At 46.3% G+C, this 16,772-nt stretch carries 17 protein-coding genes, 2 tRNA genes and 1 pseudogene; 8 read left to right on the top strand and 12 right to left on the bottom strand.

The window, feature by feature from the left end; all coding sequences use genetic code 11:
- Positions 1-3: 3 nt before the first annotated feature.
- The 4 genes from GJR95_RS08935 to GJR95_RS42040 form a co-directional block, all read right to left on the bottom strand.
- A complete protein-coding gene (locus GJR95_RS08935) occupies positions 4-201 on the bottom strand; it encodes a hypothetical protein (RefSeq protein ID WP_162385543.1) in 198 nt (65 codons plus the stop codon).
- Positions 194-1,405, bottom strand: a complete 1,212-nt coding sequence (locus GJR95_RS08930; protein WP_162385542.1) for a PepSY-associated TM helix domain-containing protein — start codon at positions 1,403-1,405, stop codon at positions 194-196. The genes GJR95_RS08935 and GJR95_RS08930 overlap by 8 nt, the downstream gene beginning before the upstream one ends.
- Before the next feature lie 49 nt (positions 1,406-1,454).
- A complete protein-coding gene (locus GJR95_RS42045) occupies positions 1,455-2,846 on the bottom strand; it encodes a TonB-dependent siderophore receptor (RefSeq protein WP_232541127.1) in 1,392 nt (463 codons plus the stop codon).
- Between the two features lie 213 nt (positions 2,847-3,059).
- Positions 3,060-3,908, bottom strand: a complete 849-nt coding sequence (locus tag GJR95_RS42040; protein ID WP_232541126.1) for a carboxypeptidase-like regulatory domain-containing protein — start codon at positions 3,906-3,908, stop codon at positions 3,060-3,062.
- Between the two features lie 87 nt (positions 3,909-3,995).
- Here GJR95_RS42040 and GJR95_RS42745 point away from each other — a divergent pair, with 87 nt between their 5' ends.
- Entirely contained in the window at positions 3,996-4,172 is a 177-nt protein-coding gene (locus tag GJR95_RS42745; RefSeq protein WP_162391631.1) for a PKD domain-containing protein, read from the top strand.
- Between the two features lie 55 nt (positions 4,173-4,227).
- On the opposite strand, the gene GJR95_RS08915 is transcribed toward GJR95_RS42745, so the two are convergent.
- Together GJR95_RS08915 and GJR95_RS08910 are read right to left on the bottom strand one after the other, a co-directional pair.
- Entirely contained in the window at positions 4,228-6,486 is a 2,259-nt protein-coding gene (locus GJR95_RS08915; RefSeq protein ID WP_162385541.1) for an alpha-amylase family glycosyl hydrolase, read from the bottom strand.
- A 131-nt stretch (positions 6,487-6,617) separates the two neighbouring features.
- Positions 6,618-6,896 carry a hypothetical protein gene (locus GJR95_RS08910; RefSeq protein WP_162385540.1) on the bottom strand — a complete coding sequence of 93 codons (279 nt, stop codon included), beginning with the start codon at positions 6,894-6,896 and terminating at the stop codon, positions 6,618-6,620.
- A 58-nt stretch (positions 6,897-6,954) separates the two neighbouring features.
- Here GJR95_RS08910 and GJR95_RS08905 point away from each other — a divergent pair, with 58 nt between their 5' ends.
- Positions 6,955-7,809 carry a hypothetical protein gene (locus GJR95_RS08905; RefSeq protein ID WP_162385539.1) on the top strand — a complete coding sequence of 285 codons (855 nt, stop codon included), beginning with the start codon at positions 6,955-6,957 and terminating at the stop codon, positions 7,807-7,809.
- Between the two features lie 76 nt (positions 7,810-7,885).
- Here the strand turns inward: GJR95_RS08905 and GJR95_RS08900 are convergent.
- The 3 genes from GJR95_RS08900 to GJR95_RS42740 all read right to left on the bottom strand — a co-directional run bounded on the left by GJR95_RS08900 (position 7,886) and on the right by GJR95_RS42740 (position 8,347).
- Positions 7,886-7,957 (bottom strand) — tRNA-Gln (locus tag GJR95_RS08900).
- Positions 7,958-7,961: 4 nt separating this feature from the next.
- Positions 7,962-8,032 (bottom strand) — tRNA-Gln (locus GJR95_RS08895).
- Between the two features lie 39 nt (positions 8,033-8,071).
- On the bottom strand, positions 8,072-8,347 hold the full coding sequence (locus GJR95_RS42740; protein WP_162385538.1) for an HNH endonuclease signature motif containing protein: 276 nt from the start codon (positions 8,345-8,347) through the stop codon (positions 8,072-8,074).
- A 770-nt stretch (positions 8,348-9,117) separates the two neighbouring features.
- Here GJR95_RS42740 and GJR95_RS08885 point away from each other — a divergent pair.
- From GJR95_RS08885 to GJR95_RS08860, 6 genes are all read left to right on the top strand, one after another.
- Complete coding sequence (locus GJR95_RS08885; protein WP_162385537.1) at positions 9,118-9,285, top strand: hypothetical protein; 168 nt, start codon at positions 9,118-9,120, stop codon at positions 9,283-9,285.
- Positions 9,264-9,749 carry a putative Ig domain-containing protein gene (locus tag GJR95_RS08880; protein WP_162385536.1) on the top strand — a complete coding sequence of 162 codons (486 nt, stop codon included), beginning with the start codon at positions 9,264-9,266 and terminating at the stop codon, positions 9,747-9,749. Before GJR95_RS08885 ends, GJR95_RS08880 begins: the two co-directional genes overlap by 22 nt.
- The gene (locus GJR95_RS08875) at positions 9,722-9,883 is read left to right on the top strand and encodes a hypothetical protein (protein WP_162385535.1); all 162 of its coding nucleotides are present in this window, start codon (positions 9,722-9,724) and stop codon (positions 9,881-9,883) included. The genes GJR95_RS08880 and GJR95_RS08875 overlap by 28 nt, the downstream gene beginning before the upstream one ends.
- A 294-nt stretch (positions 9,884-10,177) precedes the next feature.
- Positions 10,178-10,456, top strand: coding sequence for a hypothetical protein (locus tag GJR95_RS08870; RefSeq protein ID WP_162385534.1), 279 nt, complete (start codon positions 10,178-10,180; stop codon positions 10,454-10,456).
- A gap of 49 nt (positions 10,457-10,505) precedes the next feature.
- A complete protein-coding gene (locus tag GJR95_RS08865; RefSeq protein ID WP_162385533.1) occupies positions 10,506-10,766 on the top strand; it encodes a hypothetical protein in 261 nt (86 codons plus the stop codon).
- Positions 10,767-12,139: 1,373 nt separating this feature from the next.
- Positions 12,140-14,389 (top strand): tetratricopeptide repeat-containing sensor histidine kinase, encoded by a 2,250-nt coding sequence (locus GJR95_RS08860; RefSeq protein ID WP_162385532.1) that lies wholly within the window; start codon positions 12,140-12,142, stop codon positions 14,387-14,389.
- 194 nt (positions 14,390-14,583) lie between these two features.
- Here GJR95_RS08860 and GJR95_RS08855 read toward each other — a convergent pair whose 3' ends face one another.
- From GJR95_RS08855 to GJR95_RS08845, 3 genes and pseudogenes are all read right to left on the bottom strand, one after another.
- Entirely contained in the window at positions 14,584-15,096 is a 513-nt protein-coding gene (locus GJR95_RS08855) for a DUF6790 family protein (RefSeq protein WP_162385531.1), read from the bottom strand.
- Between the two features lie 369 nt (positions 15,097-15,465).
- Positions 15,466-15,852: pseudogene (locus GJR95_RS42735) on the bottom strand (ISL3 family transposase).
- A 396-nt stretch (positions 15,853-16,248) separates the two neighbouring features.
- Entirely contained in the window at positions 16,249-16,530 is a 282-nt protein-coding gene (locus GJR95_RS08845; RefSeq protein ID WP_232541124.1) for an ISAon1 family transposase N-terminal region protein, read from the bottom strand.
- Positions 16,531-16,772: the final 242 nt, after the last annotated feature.

The following is a 16,772-nucleotide window of genomic DNA, read 5'->3' as shown; positions in this document are numbered from 1 at the left end:
AAGTCATTTTAGGGAGGTGGATTTCTTGCTTCCCTGTGGCTTCAGCCAAAATCGGGCAATGACCAGTAGTGGAATACTTAGTGTAAGCCAGGAAAGGACATCCCAAATTGTATCGCCGACCAGTGCTGATATAAGCCCTCCAAGGCTAATAATCCCCAGCAAAAGAGGTATTGTCCAGATGTGCCAGAACCGATTAGTCATGTTGTTCCTCTTCCCGTAGGCTAAGCGTTAATATTTCGGCCTCTTCAACTTGTTGGCTGGTTTTGTCTCCCTTTGTTTTACCTGTTCGGACAATCTGCGCTCTGGTGGCTTTATGCCGGGCAAACCATAAGTATAGGCCACTAATGAGGACAACAATGGTAATGATGTCAAATAATGCCCAGATGATTTTCAGGGGCAACCCGCCATAGTCGCCAAAATGCAACGGTTCCGACACGAATAAAGCATTTACGTACCAGGGCATAGAACGCATATCGGTTAATTTCCCGGTTTTGGCGTCAATAAGAGCAGGTTTTAATAGCCGCTCCGTTAAGGGTGTATCGCCACGCATGAAAACGGCATAGTGGTGCTGGCTGGAATACGGCGTACCTGGAAAGGCAACAAACGATGGATTCATGTCGGGAGCAGCTCCACTGGCCACTTTCATGGCCTGATCAAGCGGGCTAAGTTTTCCCGTTAGCGGACGGGCATCCTTGTAAGGGGCTACCATCTGAGCCAGTTGCCCCTGCTGCCAGAGTGCCAATACCACTTCAGACAGAGTATTGATAACACCCGTTAGCCCGACCACCGTCGCCCAGACGACGGTGACTACCCCCAGCAGGTTGTGCAGGTCGAGCCATTTGAGCCGGGTTGACTTCTCGGTGCGGACCATACCAAAATTAAACCGACGCATAATCGGGCTGTATAACATTAGCCCGGAAAGGATTGCAACGACGAACAGTATGCCCATCAGCCCCAGAAATAACTTCCCCCCAATGCCCATGAACATGTCCACGTGGAGCTGAAGCATCACGTACATAAAACCTTCCTGAAGATTCGGTTCTTCGAGCACCTTTCCTGTCCGTTCGTCGAGAATGACGAGTTGATAGTTATCTGCCGGGGCCGTCAGCGAATCCGATAGTGTGAACGTCATCGTGTTAGGTTCATGCTCGTCCCAGTAGGTATAGCGGATTACTTTTTTCGGAAATCGTTGGCGGATGATCTGAGCCAGTTGTTCCAGCGGCAGTTTTGGGGTTCCAGCCGATAGGTGAGGAGCTAGATGGGGCTTTCCTTCCAACTCATCAATTTCTTCATGGAAGATTAAGGGTAAGCCCGTCAGACACAGCATCAGCAGGAAAGCCGTACAGATCAGGCTGGTCCATTTATGAATGTGAAACCAGGCCAACACTTGTTTTGTGGTGCTCATAATCGACATCGGTTTAAGCCCAATTGCTAAAGCCAGTGGTTTTAAAGTCCTAAAATTTATAGCTGATACTACCAACCAAACTTCTCAATTTCTGCGGATTGGCTGTCGTATACCCAATCCAGTACTGTTGATTGGTAAGGTTATCGACCTTAGCTGAAATCCGGAATTTCGGCCGGTCGTAAAAGGCGGAGGCATTCAATACCGTATAGGCGGGTAGTATAAATTCGCCCATGCTGATACTGTTGAGGATTTTGTTGTCGCTGGCATAATTGCCACCGAAACCAAAGCCCAGCCCTTTCAACAGGTAATCGGGTAAGCGATAACTCAGCCAGAGGTTGGCCAGCACGGGCGACGAAGCTGTAGTAGGCCGGCGACCATTCACATCGGCATCCGCTTTTTCCAGCTTTGAATCGTTGTAGCTGAAACCAGCCACCACATTAAAGCCGCTGAAGGGGTTGGCAATAATATCCACTTCAACGCCTTTACTCACTTGCTCGCCATCCTGTGTCTGCGCAAATTTGGCAGCTGCTAATGGATTAGGATCTGTGCGCAATAGGTTATTCACCCGAATGGCATAGTAACTGATAGTAGTGCTCAGCTTCCCCGAAAAGGCATCCAGCTTCAGACCGGCTTCAAACTGATTGGCCTGTTCGAGCTTGGCAAATCGCAGGGTAAGGCTATCGCGGGCCGTTACGTCGTATGCATTGTAAACACCCCGGTTCGTAAAGCTGTTTTGGTAATTGGCAAACAACGAAAGCCGGTCTTTAAGGGGTTGAAATACCAGACCAAACTTTGGCGAGAGTGCCGTTTGCTCATAGCCCGTTACGGTTGCTCCTTCTGTTCCACCTTTGTTTTGAAAGCGATCAACGCGTAGTGCAGCCAGTATGCTTAACCGGTCGGTAAGGTTAAGCACATCCGAGAGGAAAGCACTGTACGTGTTCCGTATGCCCGTTATCGGATAGGTAAATTGTGGAGGGCCACTTGCGTACAGTGCCTTCATGTTTATACCGTTGAATTTACTGTAATCATACCCAGCGACGTTTATAGGAACCACATCGTACTGGCTGCCAAAGAAGTTCTGATTGGCATTGATACGCAGAAAATCCAGCCCTAACACAATACGATTTCGTAATGTACCCAGGAGAAAGTCACCATTGAAGTTTTGTTGAACCTCAAAAACATCGTTTTTACTATTGGCCGTCGATTGATCAGCCCGGACCAGGTAGTTGGCCTTACCCGCATCGGCGGCATTCTCCGTTACTACGGCATCCGGGATCAGATAAAAGTAAGGGCCGAATCCCTCTGAATAGCTATGACTGGAGGTCAGATTCGTTGACGAAGTAAAGCTATCGGAGATTTTATAGTTGATCTGTCCAAAAATATTTGCGCTTCGGGAATCCTGAGTTAGCCCATCGCCGGTATAGGAGTTCCGGTAATCCACCTTGAGCTGATCGGCCCGGGATGCACCCAGCGCAGCCGCCGGGAAGTAAAAGAATAGAATCTGTTTTCCGATGTTTTTGCTCCGAAATACTTCAGCATCAACCAGTATCGACAGGCGATCATTAGGCCGGTATAGTAGACTTGGCGCAATGGCTACACTTCGGTTAAAACCCTGGGTCTGAAAAGTACCTTCGTAATTAAAGGCCGCATTTAGTCAGAATAGAAGCGTTTTTGCCGGATTGACGGGTGTATTGACGTCGGCACTCACCCGCTGGAGCCCATAGCTACCCGCCGAATAGCTTACCTCACCACCAAAGCGCTCGTAGGGCTTCTTCGTTACCCGGTTAATTAAGCCCCCGTAAGAAGTCAAGCTACTGCCAAACAGCGTTGCCGATGGCCCTTTGACCACTTCCAGTTTCTCCAGATTGGCCGCGTCGATTGTCGTGGTAACATTGCCCGCCAGGCCGTTTCGAAGCTGGCTCTGCACAATAAACCCACGTGAGCTATAAAAGCTACCGCCATCACCACCGCGACCGGTTGCTTCCCACATCTTCTGAACGCCCGGCGCATTACGCATGGCATCATCGACCGAAAAAACCAGTTGTTCGGTCAGTAACTCTTTGCCAATGGTATTGTACACCTGCGGGTTTTCCAGATTCTTAAGCGGCATTTTGGAGACGTACTCACTGGAGGTTCTGGAAAATTTGTTAATTCGTCCGGTACTCACAATGACCTCCTGCAACTGGGCAGTGCTCTCGGCTAAAGCGAAATCAAGCGTCACGGCTTCGTCTCCGATGACGGTCACTTGTTTTTCACTGGTTTTTAGGCCAATAGCCGAAGCCAGAACCGTATAGGAGCCGGGTTTCACCCGGTTGATGATGTAGTCGCCCTTCGCGTTGGTAATGGCTCCCTGACTACGGTTTTTCAAACTGATCGTTACATATTCGGCGGGATCGCCGTCGGCAGATATTACTTTCCCTCGGATACTCCCAAGTTGCTGCGACAGCGAAATAGTAGATAAAGCTGAAAGAAAAAGCAATGTAATTAATCGTATGTACTTCATTTTCTGAGTGTCAAGAATTCAGAGAGCAAAGCAACACGAAAAAATACAGGATTAAAAATTATCTTTAATTATTCTAAATAAGAATTAATAGAAAATAGTAATGCCTCTGCTTGGGATTTTGGCGACGGGCAATCTCCAACTGAAAAAGAACCAGTGAACGATTATAAAAAGAGAAAGAAGTATAAAGTTACCTTAACTGCTAAAGGGCCCGGCGGTGAGAATAATTTTTCTTATGAAATTAGTGTAGATAATTTGCCCGCCTGAAACTTGTCTCCCCTTTTGTCAACTTTCTGCTGACGGTATGCAGTAAAAACTACATTTAGGGCTCCCACTTATAAATAAAGCCGCTGGAACTAGGCAAACTAAAATTGAGAAAACGACCATCGTTACTTTGTAGGGTGCTCGACTCATGACTAGAATTTGTACCCTCGGGCGAAATATCATTGACGGTGTCCAGATCAGCTAGCTTGACCCAACGGCCCGCCCGCCCAAGCTCAATATCAACATTAACCGAGTGATTCTCAAAATTGAGCAGGATAACCATGCGCTCATGGGCCGACGAGTTGGGCTGAAGCCGCCAACCCAATAAGCGTTTGTTCTGTCCATGACGATTATCCAGCCAAGGCCCTAAAATCCAGCCAAATCGCCCATCTGCGGTTAACCGATCACCAGTTAATTTAAGGGAAGGATAACGTCTTCTCAATCGAATCAGCCGTCTTGCCCAGCGGAAAAAGCCATTGCTATCTGGGCCGTCGGCCGGCCAGCTAAAGCTCACAATATTGCGGTCACGCTCCACGTTAAATTCACCACCCATGTAGAGCATGGGCTGCCCTAAAGCGACCATAGTGGCAAATAAGCCTAACCGCCCTTTTCGGTCTTTGGTAGCTGAATTATTTAAGAGAGGATTTGTGCTCACTTCATAAGCCACACTGGTTTCATCATGGCTTTCGACGTAATTGATCACATTATTGGTGTGGGTCGCATACAGGGATTTACAGAAGAAAAAGATGTCGGCAAGCTTGTCGGTATTATAAAAATTTGAGTTGTCAAATGTCCCTTCGCGAAGAAGCGCCTTTAGCTTATCGTGAAAGGGATCAGCCCATTGCATAAAACCGTCAAAACCAGACCGGTTTAAATCACTCTGGTTGGGCAGATTTTCCACGACCAGAATCACTGATGGTTTGATGGCTGTTAATTCGGGGGCTAATCGATACAAGAATCCATGATCCATATACTGAGTATTTGTCGCATCGAATCGAAAACCGTCTACATGATACTCTTTTAGGAGTAGTTTGCAGGTATCGATTAACAAATTTTGCACATCCAGCTTTTCGGTGGCTATCCGATTTCCCCAGCGTGTACTTCCGTTAAAATAAAGCCCCCCCTCATCATGATCAAATTCCTCATTTGGGTGTTCCAGGATCATCCGCCATAATGGGTTAAACGCATTATCGGTATGATTGAACACCTGATCAAGGATTATGGCAAGGCCACGGGAATGAGCCGAATTAACCAGCGTCCTGAGGTCATCTGGCGAACCAAAGTCTCGCTCAACGGCGCAAAACAGGGAAGAGTTATACCCCAGTGTTCGGTCGCCCTGAGGTGTGGGGAATTCAGCCAAAGGCATTAGCGAAAGAGCCGTAATGCCTAAGTCATTAAAGTAACCGCCCTCAATCCGCTCCGTAATTCCGGCAAATTTACCCGGCTGGTTAATGCCCGGATCTCCCTCAGTAAAACCGAATACACTCAATTCGTAAATAATCAAGTTGGCTTTGTCAGGTGTTTCCCAATCACCATCTGTCCACTCAAATTGTGTGGGGTCTACGATGACACTATTATTAGTACTAAAGTTAGGCCCTAACTGACGCGTATATGGATCCGAAAAGTATTGCTGAAAGCGGCCCTTCTCATCGCTGGCAACTCCTCCCTGAACGCAGAATTTGTATTCATCACCCGCTTTGGCCTCCGGGATTACGCCTAACCACAGATTCGGTGTCCCAAAGTAGCCTTCATAAAGTCGCAACTCACAAAATTTATTCGGATCCGGGTTATCATGACCAGGCCGTTGCCACTCATTGAAACTCCCCATGACATAGACCCGAGCTGCATTCGGATGATAAAAGCCAAAAAGGGTTCCCTCTCCAACGAGCAGTGTGGCTCCTAACCCTGACTTTCCGCCCGTATCTGAAAAAGCAATGCCCGGTTTGGGCTTAACAGTAGCTAAAAAGCTGGAAGCCGGAATCGACTCAGCTTCGCGCGGAAGTACCGGATAGACAAAGGCTTTATCCCCTCTGCACCAGACCTCTGTTATGAAAGTGGTTACAGTAGGCTCTCCTTCGAGCTGTCGAAATGAGCGACTCAATGAGTCACTCTCCCAGGGCCCTTCCGTACCGACACCATCTTTAAATTTAAAGAAGAAGGTGGGACGTTTGACATCAGCCGTGAAGATATGGCCAAAACTGTCCATTCCTGTTGGAGCAAACTGATCAGGACTATTTGACCCTGTGTACCACACCCAAAGATGAGGTTCAGCAAACTGCTGCACATTTTTATAATGGATTGTGACCGATAAGCTCATGGGGCATGCCAGTTGAAAGGTACTTATGCAACTAGTGAGCAAATCCGCAATAAGTCAACGGGGAAAATCCGGTATTTATAATATTTTTCTCTTTTAGGAATTCGTGCTTTAGGCCAGTGTACAACTAGTTATTAAGCTAGCTGGCTTAAGTACTTCAGTTGTATTTCATCATGGCCCAGACCCCAGCAAAAATGGTAGGAAGCATAGGTAGTTTTTGACACAACCGCAGTAGCGGCCGCCATTTTAGGAAATCTGTCCAACACATCAAGAACTAAGACATTATAAGTCATTTTAAAATCTGGAAGTAAAAGCAGGCTCAAAAAAGTGTCCGACATACCAATCAATAAATAATTAATAATATTTACAGAGGTAAAGTCGAAACGCTTAATTTTCAGGTGTTTAGCGTGCATACTCAACGAACTTTAAGTTGATTTCATATAAGTATGATCATCCTTAATCTCTTTGGGTATGGCTCTCTTAAATAATTTAATAAACACCTTCAGATTTAGCCCTCCTCCTCCACCACCTCCTCCAGCCGGTGGAAACGGAAGTGAAGGTGCACCAACAACCCTTGAGCAGAATAAGCTTAAAATTCTTATTGGCCTTTTGGGCATATTACTTCCTTTTATTCTTTGGGGAGGTCTATCCGCTTATACGTATCATCCAGCAAATTATTTTCCCCTTGAGTCAATAAGTCATTATTACTACACGAGAATGAGCACTTGGTTTGTGGTCACTCTTAGCCTACTGGCCGTAGTGTTACTCCTTTATAGAGGTAAGGATCCAGCGGATATTTGGTTGTCATCTATTGCAGGTGCATGTGCTTTACTTGTCGTCCTATTACCAACTTCTGATTTAGGTTCAAAATCTGGAGTCCCGGAATATGCGGTGACTTTTCTTGGAAAAACTGGCTATTATGACATCAGGACGAAAACTCACTTTTTTTCTGCCGGAGTATTTTTGCTCTCTTTGGCATTAATATCAATATTCAGATTTCCTAAAACGGACCCATCTCCTGAGTTTAGACAACATCCAACTTTTTATACAACAGTATATATCGGCTGCGGAATTGTCATGATTCTTGCAATACTAGGTATCGTTATGGGTAATTATGGTATACTATTAAAGCGGGAATGGTTTGAAAGAGAAACGAATGGTATTGGCACTTTTATCGGTGAATCGATTGCCGTATTTGCTTTTGGATACTCATGGCTCCTAAATGCAGGATTCTTCAATAAGTTTGTGCTGTATGTATTTGGGAATTTTCCGCCAGGTGGGCCAACAGGAGCAGCAGGTCGAGCAGGACCAAAAAAGCCCGATTAGGCTTAATTTACTATGTGATATTAATAAATGGTTTAGCACCAAAAACGAAGAAAGCCAACTACACGACACCCTTTTGTTGCCGGACTAGGAATCGAACCTAGGTCACCCGAGTCAGAGTCGGGGGTAATAACCGCTATACTATCCGGCAATAGTTGAGGTAGATGGAATCGAACCACCGCAATCTGAACCAAAATCAGACGTACTACCACTGTACTATACCCCAATTTGCACATCTGGAGCAATTCAAACGCCCGTCAACGGTTTATTTTCGTTTCGCTCCATAAAACATAAACTTCTCAGTCAAGCTATGACAATTTGGACAGAGTATGATCAAATTATCAAGAGCATTGTTACTTCTATCTCCGTCAATGTGATCAATCTGAACTGGAATGAAGCCGTTGTAAGGATTAACTTCCGCCCATTCACACCTTTCACATTTACGACCTCTTAATTTAAATAATCGATCCCGTATTCTGGTAAAACTAGCAAGTTGAGTAAGGTCATCTTTTCGAAACCTACCAAAATTAGTCTTACCCATTTTACTAAATTTGGCCCTCTTTTCGTCCGTTAATACAAACGGTTTAGTATCTAAACCTAGGATACCCTCATTCTTTGCCTGTTTAATAATAAGATAGATAAGGGTATTGCTTTTGGAAAGGATTCATGAACCTACCCGTACTGCATTTTCACAAAGCCTCCTAAGTGGAGAAATGGTCAACGTATGCGGGATACGTTCGGCGCAGAGTTCATCAACTCCCGATGGGTATATACCGTTTGGTAAGTACCTGTTAGAGTGTCTGTACCCAGCACTGGGTACAGCCCTTTCTGGGTCTAAACAGCCTAAAAACGTGCGTTAGAAGCGAACACCCGGTTTCTATGAGATCGGATGGTTTTATACACAGCGCCTATGCTACTTCAAATGAGCACAAACTCATGAATATTAAGTGAGTAGTTTCTTTGTAAATAACTAAAAAATATACTTGAGTAGCAAAAATAATTAGCTTATTGTAAATCTAAATAGACATCATATGCGGATATATTCTCTAAAATTTATGTAAAAACCTACTAATGAATAGTTTATATTGCCATTTCTAGTCCTTTGCTCTCTCATTACTACGGCTGCTTGGGTACGATCAATTGGTTTCCTCTGGGTGGCACGGGGCAAGCTAACGGCAATGTGTACACCTTCTCGCAACCGGGCAACTACACCCTGTAAGCCTCCTGCACGGTGGGTACTGGCACGGGCCCAGCCTCGGCTCCTCAGGCGCTGCAAGTACTACCCAAAGTCTTTCGATAACGAAGGTGACAATGGTCAACTATACGCTCATCGATGAAGCCAAAGGTGGCTATCAGGCTCAGTTTACCCCCCAGTCAACTGGCTGGCTTCCTGTCAGACGGGCAACGATCCGAATAGCCCCCCGACGACTAGTGGTATTCCGAACCAGACCATCCTGGTGGGTCAAGCTTATCAACTGAATCTCAATAACTACTTCTCGGATACCGATGGGCAAACGCTAATCTATTCCGCGACGGGTTTACCCAGTGGACTCTCGGTCAGCGGCAGCTTCATCAGCGGTACACCTTCGACTACTGGTGTCAACAATGTTCAGGTAACGGCGCTGGATCCGGGTGGTTTGTCCGCCCAAACCAGTTTCCAGTTGACGGTCAATCCGATGCCTTCGACGCCCGCCGGCTTTACCATTGTGGGTGTTTCGACGGTAAGCTGTGACATGCTCAGCGCAGGGCTGAAACGAGTGACCTTTACGCCCCAGTACGGAGGAGTGGACAGTTCACCTATTAGTTTCTCGGTCGTCAATGAGATGCCAGCTACCCCCAATCCGAGTCCCTATAGCCTGAATCTGTACACCGACAATCCGAGTATCACCCTGGTGGCTAAACGGGGTGATACTCGGTGGCCAGCTATGTCTACAACTGGTTAGTCATCTGCACGGCTCCTGTCCGGGTGGGTGTAGCAGAAGGCGGAACAGGCTTAGAGGTCAAGGTGTTGGGCAATCCGGTGGAAGGCAAATCCGTCGAGGTCGAGATTTGGGGGGGTAGCCGGTCAGGCTGTTGAGTTGAATCTGGTGGACCTGCGGGTCAACCTGTTGCATCAGCAACGGCTTGAGGATGCAGCCTCACTAGATCGAGTGCGTGTGCCTATTAGTAGGGCAAAGGGCTAATCCTCTTGCAGATCAACACGGCACCGAGCACCAGCAAGTGAAGCTTTTAAAGCCATGTTTGCCCTTAATTTGATCGAATGCAACCCCGGTCTCAAGCCGGGCGTTGCATTCGCTAAATAATTTTGCACCACGAACGTATGTTCGGGTTAGTACGTTCCTATTAGAATAACAACAAAACAAATAACTACATGAATATCAAAGAAATATATCAACTCCAAAAAGGTAATAAGGTCAAACATTCTCTTTATGGCACTTGTACTGTTGATGGCGTAATCAGGGGATACGGCCCGTTGTTGCTTGCCGATACGATCGCAGGGCGTATTTTGCTTAGTAAGGATTCCAGAACACCCGCTGGAACATCTGTTGTTGAACCGTTATTCCACCTTTTGACCCGAATAACCTTACCCACTTCGGTCAGTCAATCCGATAATCCCAACCCCTTAACGGGAACATTACCCAGATTTTAATGCTAGTTCAGGCCAATACAGGACACAGCCCAAGTTCATCTTGACAACTATGACACAAGAGCAATATGATTGGCTCGTTACTGACAGCAAAGACAAACATAGTTGCCTTTGCTTTGCCGATGAATCAATTCCTCGGCATCAGATTGGCCTATTCATTCCCAGTCGCACTCTTACCTTCCCGCAACTAAAAGTCTATCTGACTGGCTTCGGGCTGATCGAGGCTGATATTGTGCTGATACCCATCCATAAGCACCCCAGGAATGCGCCCTTTGGCGGCTATGTGGTCATGATTCCACTGCCCGAACCTTAATCAAACCATCGATTTGTTATCCAACCATAGGATTAATCAATATAATCCTATAGAGGCCTTTAAGAATCGTCAGGCTGAATAACGGAGCGAAAACAGGTGGTTTGCTGACCAAGTCAGTCAGGCTGGCGAACTACTTGGCGGAGCCACTACATTATAAGTAACCGTAAATCAATTGAAACCAGAATAGCCCTTATATGTATAAAATGAATGAAATCGGATCGCCAAAGTTAGCCTTTTGGCTATCCATTCTGCCAATTAGCCAGTGCACCTATGGCCGAAGATATGGCTATCAGGGTAAAGTAATCGGTGGCTATTCAATATGTTTACGGTTGTTTGCTGTTAACTTACTATAAAGACATAGCCAGCAGAAAGTGGCCAGTCAGCGTTGCTTTGCCACCGTGTAAGCATCATACGTAATATAACCTCCTGGTCGGAGGGTATAGGCAGGGGAGAGGGTTGTTCCCTTTTGCTTTTGAGTGAAAGCTAACCTTCAGGAAACCATGGCTAAAAATACTACCGGCTTACTGCGCAGCCTTTTGGTATCCGGTTTGAGTTCAAAAGCGATAGCCTACTACGGCTTTCTGGAGAATTATTAGGCAGTGATCAGGGGGTACTCCAGGTAAGGTTATCCATCAATGATATTGGGTTTGGCCCTTATAAAACAGATATTCATACAACTCGGGACGTTTTTGAATGGAGGCACCGTTATAAACCATCTCAAGCCAGCGTATTGCTATTAAAGGAGATAAAGATCCTTACTCGACTATTAGAAGAAGCACATACACTCCTGGAGGCTAGAAAAGAACTAATGATTGGCTACGAAATGATCCGAATAGCTCGATTGCTGAGTGGGGTAACTCTAAACTAATTGGCATCTTTTTTTCAGTAAGTAACTTTTAGGTGGAGTTAATGATCATCAACCAGAACAAATAGACTAGCCACTGCTTATACCTAACAGAAGACCATTTTCATCGATTCGAGCAAGGTGCTTTGGAGATTTTTCAACCTGCTAAATGGAGAGAATAATAGAGAAAGTTGAGGGAAAATTTGGGAAGTTTCTTCCCTTACGAGTCTCAAAGTCAGCCTAATAGCACCTAAGGGGTGCAACTCTTAAAACTATTGATAATCAAGGGCGTCCGAAAAAAGGACGCCAACTCTTTTTCCTCATCGTACGTACGCCGTCCAGTAGGTATATCAAACCTGGCTGGCATACATCAAGAGGATTGATCCAATTCGTACTGTATAAAAGGATACTTCATCCGGGGCCAGCACAAGCAGAATGAAAGTCATTAATCAGGTGCGGTCACAGCTGTAAATGAGTAATTTGCCTATAACTATAGATTGAATTCTCCGAAACAAGCTGCTGCTGTGCCATGAGCCGATTCCGTGTCGTTTTTATTACCCTGATGATAGCCACTGCATTTGACCCCCACAGCGCCTGGTCTCAAGCCCATAATCGAATTGATAGTCTGAAAAGACAGCTATTGCATTTACCAGCTGACACCAGTCGAACTAAATTATTGCTGCAAATCGGTCGACAATACTACGATCAGTATAAAGAAAGCCGAAAAGGTAGAAACCATGCTGCTATGCCTGAAATACATCATCTGTTGGATAGTGCGATTAACAATGCCAGGCAGGTAGTGCAGGTAAGTTCAGCGGCTAACCAACTCCCTCAGCAAGCACAGGCCCTCTATCTGCTAGCAAAGTGTTTTAGTTTCGGTGAAAGCTACGATTCCACCCGAACAATCGATTACTACCAGCAAGCTCAGAAGGCCTATCAGCAACTAGGGAATAAACCCAAGGCGGCCGAAGTACTGGAAGATTATGCCGATATGGTTCGCTTACATGTTGGTTCTCATAAAGCCCTCCCTTTATTTATGGAGGAGTTAGCCATTCAACAATCGTATCGGGATACAACCATCTACTTGACCTTCGAGCGAATTGGGGTAATACATCAAGACATAGGGAATTACCAACTAGCCTTACAGGCCTATTTACAAAGCTTACGCCTGGCTGAGCAAAGGAATAATCTAAATTATCAAATCGATATTAATGGGCGCTTGGCTGATATCTATGAGCTATTAGGCAATTACGAAAGAGCCATAACTATTTCCCATAAACGACTTCGCTTAATCCGTTCTCAACGGGGTATTGAGTCCATTAACCTGCTTGTAGGACAATACAGAATACTGATGAAGTTATACCCAAAGAACCATCAGTACCCTCAGGCTCGTCAACAGGCATTGGCTATTATTGAACTGGTTCGCCAGAACCCCGATCCGCAAAGTCTTCCCTTAACCACCTGCCTGGCTGAGAGCTATGTTGTTTTAGGCCAGTATGAACAGGCTGAACGCTTATACATTCGCTTGCTGCCGTTTTATGAGAAACTTAATAACTTATCCGGTTTAATCTATATCAATACGCAGTTTGGTGAGCTTTACTGGCTTACCAGACGTTATGAACAGGCCCGACACTTGTTCCAAAAAGCGCTGACGGTCAGTCAGCAAGGCCGCTTCCCGGATAGAACGGCCATCCTGCATCAGGCCCTCTACAAGGTTGACTCGGCCCAAGGCCATCTGCGCTCCGCCTTGCTGCACTTCCAGCTCGCTACCGCCATCAACGATTCCCTTTTCAACCAGACCAAGAACCGTCAGCTCGAGGAACTCAGAACCCAGTACGAGACCGAACAGAAAGACAAAGACATCCGCCTGCAAAACCAACGCATTCAGGTCCTCTCCCAACAGCAGCAACTTCAGACCCAGCAACTCCAGCAGGATCGCCTGGTGCGTAACTCGATTGGCCTGGGAGCCGTTATGCTCCTGTTGTTGTTGGGTCTTACCTACAACCGCTACCGACTCAAACAGCGCAGCAACCAGCAATTGCAGCATCAGCATGAGCTACTCCTGACTCAACAGTATCAGCTTCAAGCCCAGCAAACAGAAATCAACCACAAGAACCAGGACTTACGGCGTCTGCTGGCCGAGAAAGAACGGCTACTGAAGGAGATCCACCACCGGGTCAAAAACAACCTCCAGGTGGTGATGAGTTTACTCAACTCCCAGGCCAGCTATCTCTCCGATAATGCCGCCCTGTCGGCCATCCAGCAGAGTCAGCATCGTTTGCAGGCCATGGCTCTGATCCACCAGAAGCTCTACCAGGCTGAAGGCATCGCCCGCATCCCAATGGATGACTACATTCAGGAGGTTGTGGCTTACCTGCGCGAGTCCTATGAGTTGCCCCAACCGATTGGTTATGATGTGCAGGTGGAGCCCATCGAGCTGGACGTCATCCAGGCGGTGCCCTTAGGCTTGATCATCAACGAGGCTATCACCAACGCCCTTAAGTATGCCTTTCCCAATGGGCGTAGAGGTCAGGTAAGTCTAGGATTTCTACGGAAGGACAGTTATGAGCTAACCATCCGGGATGATGGGGTGGGCTTACCGGTGGACTTTGACCCCAGTCGGAGTCAGTCGTTGGGTATGACTTTGATCCAGGGGTTCAGTGACCAGTTGGGGGGTCAGTTATCGATCATCAGCCAGGAAGGTTTAACCATCCGGTTAACCTTTTCGGAGCATCAGCTTACTTCGTTGGGTTCTCATACTGATTACAACTATCAATAATTCGCTTCTAGGGTGACCCTGGTCAAAATGATTAATGATGGCAAAAGAGGAATGAGCAATGACTTGGCTCTACCCTGCAAAAACTAGCAATTAAAATCATCAGCATTGGAAGCTGGAACGGGCTTAAACTACCAGTCTAGATCGCCACACCGACTTTTATAACAGCCACATCTCTTATGTTAAAATAGAGGCTTCTACTCAGCTATATAGCTCGTCCAGAAACAAAATAGTATAAAAACTAGCATAACAACAGAAATAAAAATGTCTGAAATCATCGCGATCCATTCATTCGAGCTAACTGGCTTCTTGAGGAGGTGAGTTGTCCCTGCAATCCCAAAGAAAAGGCCACCCGCGCAGGCCGCTATAAGACGAGATGGCGGCACAAACAATGAAAGTATCGCCACCAGACCTAGACAAATGTTGGCAAAGCCAAGCTCTTTGACAATTACATAACTTTCTTGAGTAGTTAGGTGAAAGATATCTTTTGCCGTAAAAGCAGGATTTACCGCTTGTCTGATTCCTGCTGTAAATAGCCGCATTCCCACCGCCCAAAACAAAAACCACTTCCCCGTCAAGTTCATAATTGGAAGTGAGGAGTTAGTAAAGGAAAGCTCGACCAAAATTGAACTAAGGGGTAGAACAAACATTAACAAAATGACGGTGATCAAATACATATTATTGGATTTAGTTTGAATTTGATGTTCCATTTGCGTTTGGTCCTTTTAGGATAAATTGAGTTCTATAATCAGTGTGTCTGTTGCAAAAGTCAGTACGGGTTTAGATTTTACTTTTAACCCTCTTGGCTCAAATGCCAGCTGCACCAATTGGCAATGCTATAGGATAAGCGTAGGCCGGGTGATCAGGTAAGCGTTGGGGCTGCTCTCACTTGGCCTGGCTCCGTCGGGATTACCCAGGATCATGTTATCGTCACGAGTAGGCGCCGTGTTTTGCGGAACAGGTGCTGACGGCTGTTTACACTTGTAAAGTGGGAGGGTAAGTATCGATAGTCACAAAAGTGCGAAAGTGGGTGAGCTGAATCGGAGGGATCAATTCTAAAAGTTGTGGATCAACTTGGATTAAGCATATAACTGAGTTAGTCGATACAGAAAGAATTCCACATTCCGAACCCCTCGAAACTGAGCCCGAAAGGCCTTGATTTTGGCATTGAAGGACTCGGCCGAGGCATTCGTACTGCGGTTATCAAACTAGTTGAGAATCGTCTCATAATGATTTTGGATGGAACGAGCCACCGTATTGAACGCTTTGAAACCGGCCTGTCGAACTTGTTCATACCATTTTGCCAAACGAGCTAAGCCGTAAAGTTTGTCGGTCGTGTTCTCAAAAATATGACTCAGCGACTGGCTCAACTCATAGGCGCTCTTCAGATCAGGATACCGCTCAAACAGCAGGACAGCCTGCTCTTGCTGATTTTGGGTCCAGTCGGTAGGCTTTTTATAGAGCACGTAGCGACTGCGAGCCAGCAGTTGTTTCAGCGTGTCGCCATTGGAGAGCACCTCCGGTTGGTAGTCATCGGGCTGAACTTAGTATTGGTCAGGATCGTATACAGTTCACCATGGGATAAGCTGGTTTCATCAAGGGAGAGATGGGACCCTAAGTTAGCCGGAAACAACAGCCGCTGCCTGGCATGCGATCGCCGGGACCAAGCCGAAAAATCACTTAACTGAGTGCGGTATTGTCGTGCCAGCCGGTTGCCATCAACGCCATAAAGGTAACCAAGGCTAGTGGTACTGTGGGGGGATAAATCCGTCAATTTCTTTTAAAAAAGCCCGTGACGGCGTACCGTGCGAACTCACTCGTCATTCGCGTGCCCTGTGCCACTTGGCTCCAATCCCTTGTCTCTACTCGGCCCGTTCTGGAATTGAGCCGTGCCACGGTGGCCAACGTCGGCGTTTGATGTGCAGAAATACCCGTTTGTCTCGAATGGAGAAGTCATGGATAGTCATTTCTGGCAGAAAGCCTTTGGATAACAACTGGTCTTTGGGCTTAGCCGACTCGTCGTAGTTTTTCTCCTCCAGATATAGATGAAGTACTTCTAAAGCGTGTTCGACACGAGTTAATTGGTAGTATGTTAAGATAAACTCTGGTAAGAGGTATTCGACTAAGGGCAAGAAACTTTCCAAAATGAGCTAGACTTGGGTGAAACCACAAACCTAGAAAAATACAACGCCCTCCACAACTTTTGCACTTGATCCTAAAAATATTAAATCGTTACTTATTAACTGATGTTACGCCACTTTTTGGATGGCTGGTTTAATTTTGAGTATGCAGACAACCCTCGACCTCTATACTGACTACTTACTTAGTAGTTTTGGCCAGACTACCGCGACTGGCTTGTCACGGCTGACCGATGGAGCCGTAGGCC

The sequence above is a fragment of the Spirosoma endbachense genome (genome assembly GCF_010233585.1).
Classification (GTDB): Bacteria; Bacteroidota; Bacteroidia; order Cytophagales; family Spirosomataceae; genus Spirosoma; species Spirosoma endbachense.
Note: the sequence above shows the minus strand (reverse complement) of the source record. Positions and strands in the feature narration are given on the sequence as shown.

Excerpts from the sequence above, each read along its gene's own strand:
- GJR95_RS08885 (WP_162385537.1), top strand. The coding sequence starts at position 9,118 with ATGGTCAACTATACGCTCATCGATGAAGCCAAAGGTGGCTATCAGGCT.
- GJR95_RS08855 (WP_162385531.1), bottom strand. The coding sequence starts at position 15,096 with ATGGAACATCAAATTCAAACTAAATCCAATAATATGTATTTGATCACC.
- GJR95_RS08910 (WP_162385540.1), bottom strand. The coding sequence starts at position 6,896 with ATGCACGCTAAACACCTGAAAATTAAGCGTTTCGACTTTACCTCTGTA.
- GJR95_RS08860 (WP_162385532.1), top strand. The coding sequence starts at position 12,140 with ATGAGCCGATTCCGTGTCGTTTTTATTACCCTGATGATAGCCACTGCA.
- GJR95_RS42740 (WP_162385538.1), bottom strand. The coding sequence starts at position 8,347 with ATGGGTAAGACTAATTTTGGTAGGTTTCGAAAAGATGACCTTACTCAA.
- GJR95_RS08935 (WP_162385543.1), bottom strand. The coding sequence starts at position 201 with ATGACTAATCGGTTCTGGCACATCTGGACAATACCTCTTTTGCTGGGG.
- GJR95_RS08915 (WP_162385541.1), bottom strand. The coding sequence starts at position 6,486 with ATGAGCTTATCGGTCACAATCCATTATAAAAATGTGCAGCAGTTTGCT.
- GJR95_RS08865 (WP_162385533.1), top strand. The coding sequence starts at position 10,506 with ATGACACAAGAGCAATATGATTGGCTCGTTACTGACAGCAAAGACAAA.
- GJR95_RS42040 (WP_232541126.1), bottom strand. The coding sequence starts at position 3,908 with ATGAAGTACATACGATTAATTACATTGCTTTTTCTTTCAGCTTTATCT.
- GJR95_RS08870 (WP_162385534.1), top strand. The coding sequence starts at position 10,178 with ATGAATATCAAAGAAATATATCAACTCCAAAAAGGTAATAAGGTCAAA.
- GJR95_RS08930 (WP_162385542.1), bottom strand. The coding sequence starts at position 1,405 with ATGAGCACCACAAAACAAGTGTTGGCCTGGTTTCACATTCATAAATGG.
- GJR95_RS08905 (WP_162385539.1), top strand. The coding sequence starts at position 6,955 with ATGGCTCTCTTAAATAATTTAATAAACACCTTCAGATTTAGCCCTCCT.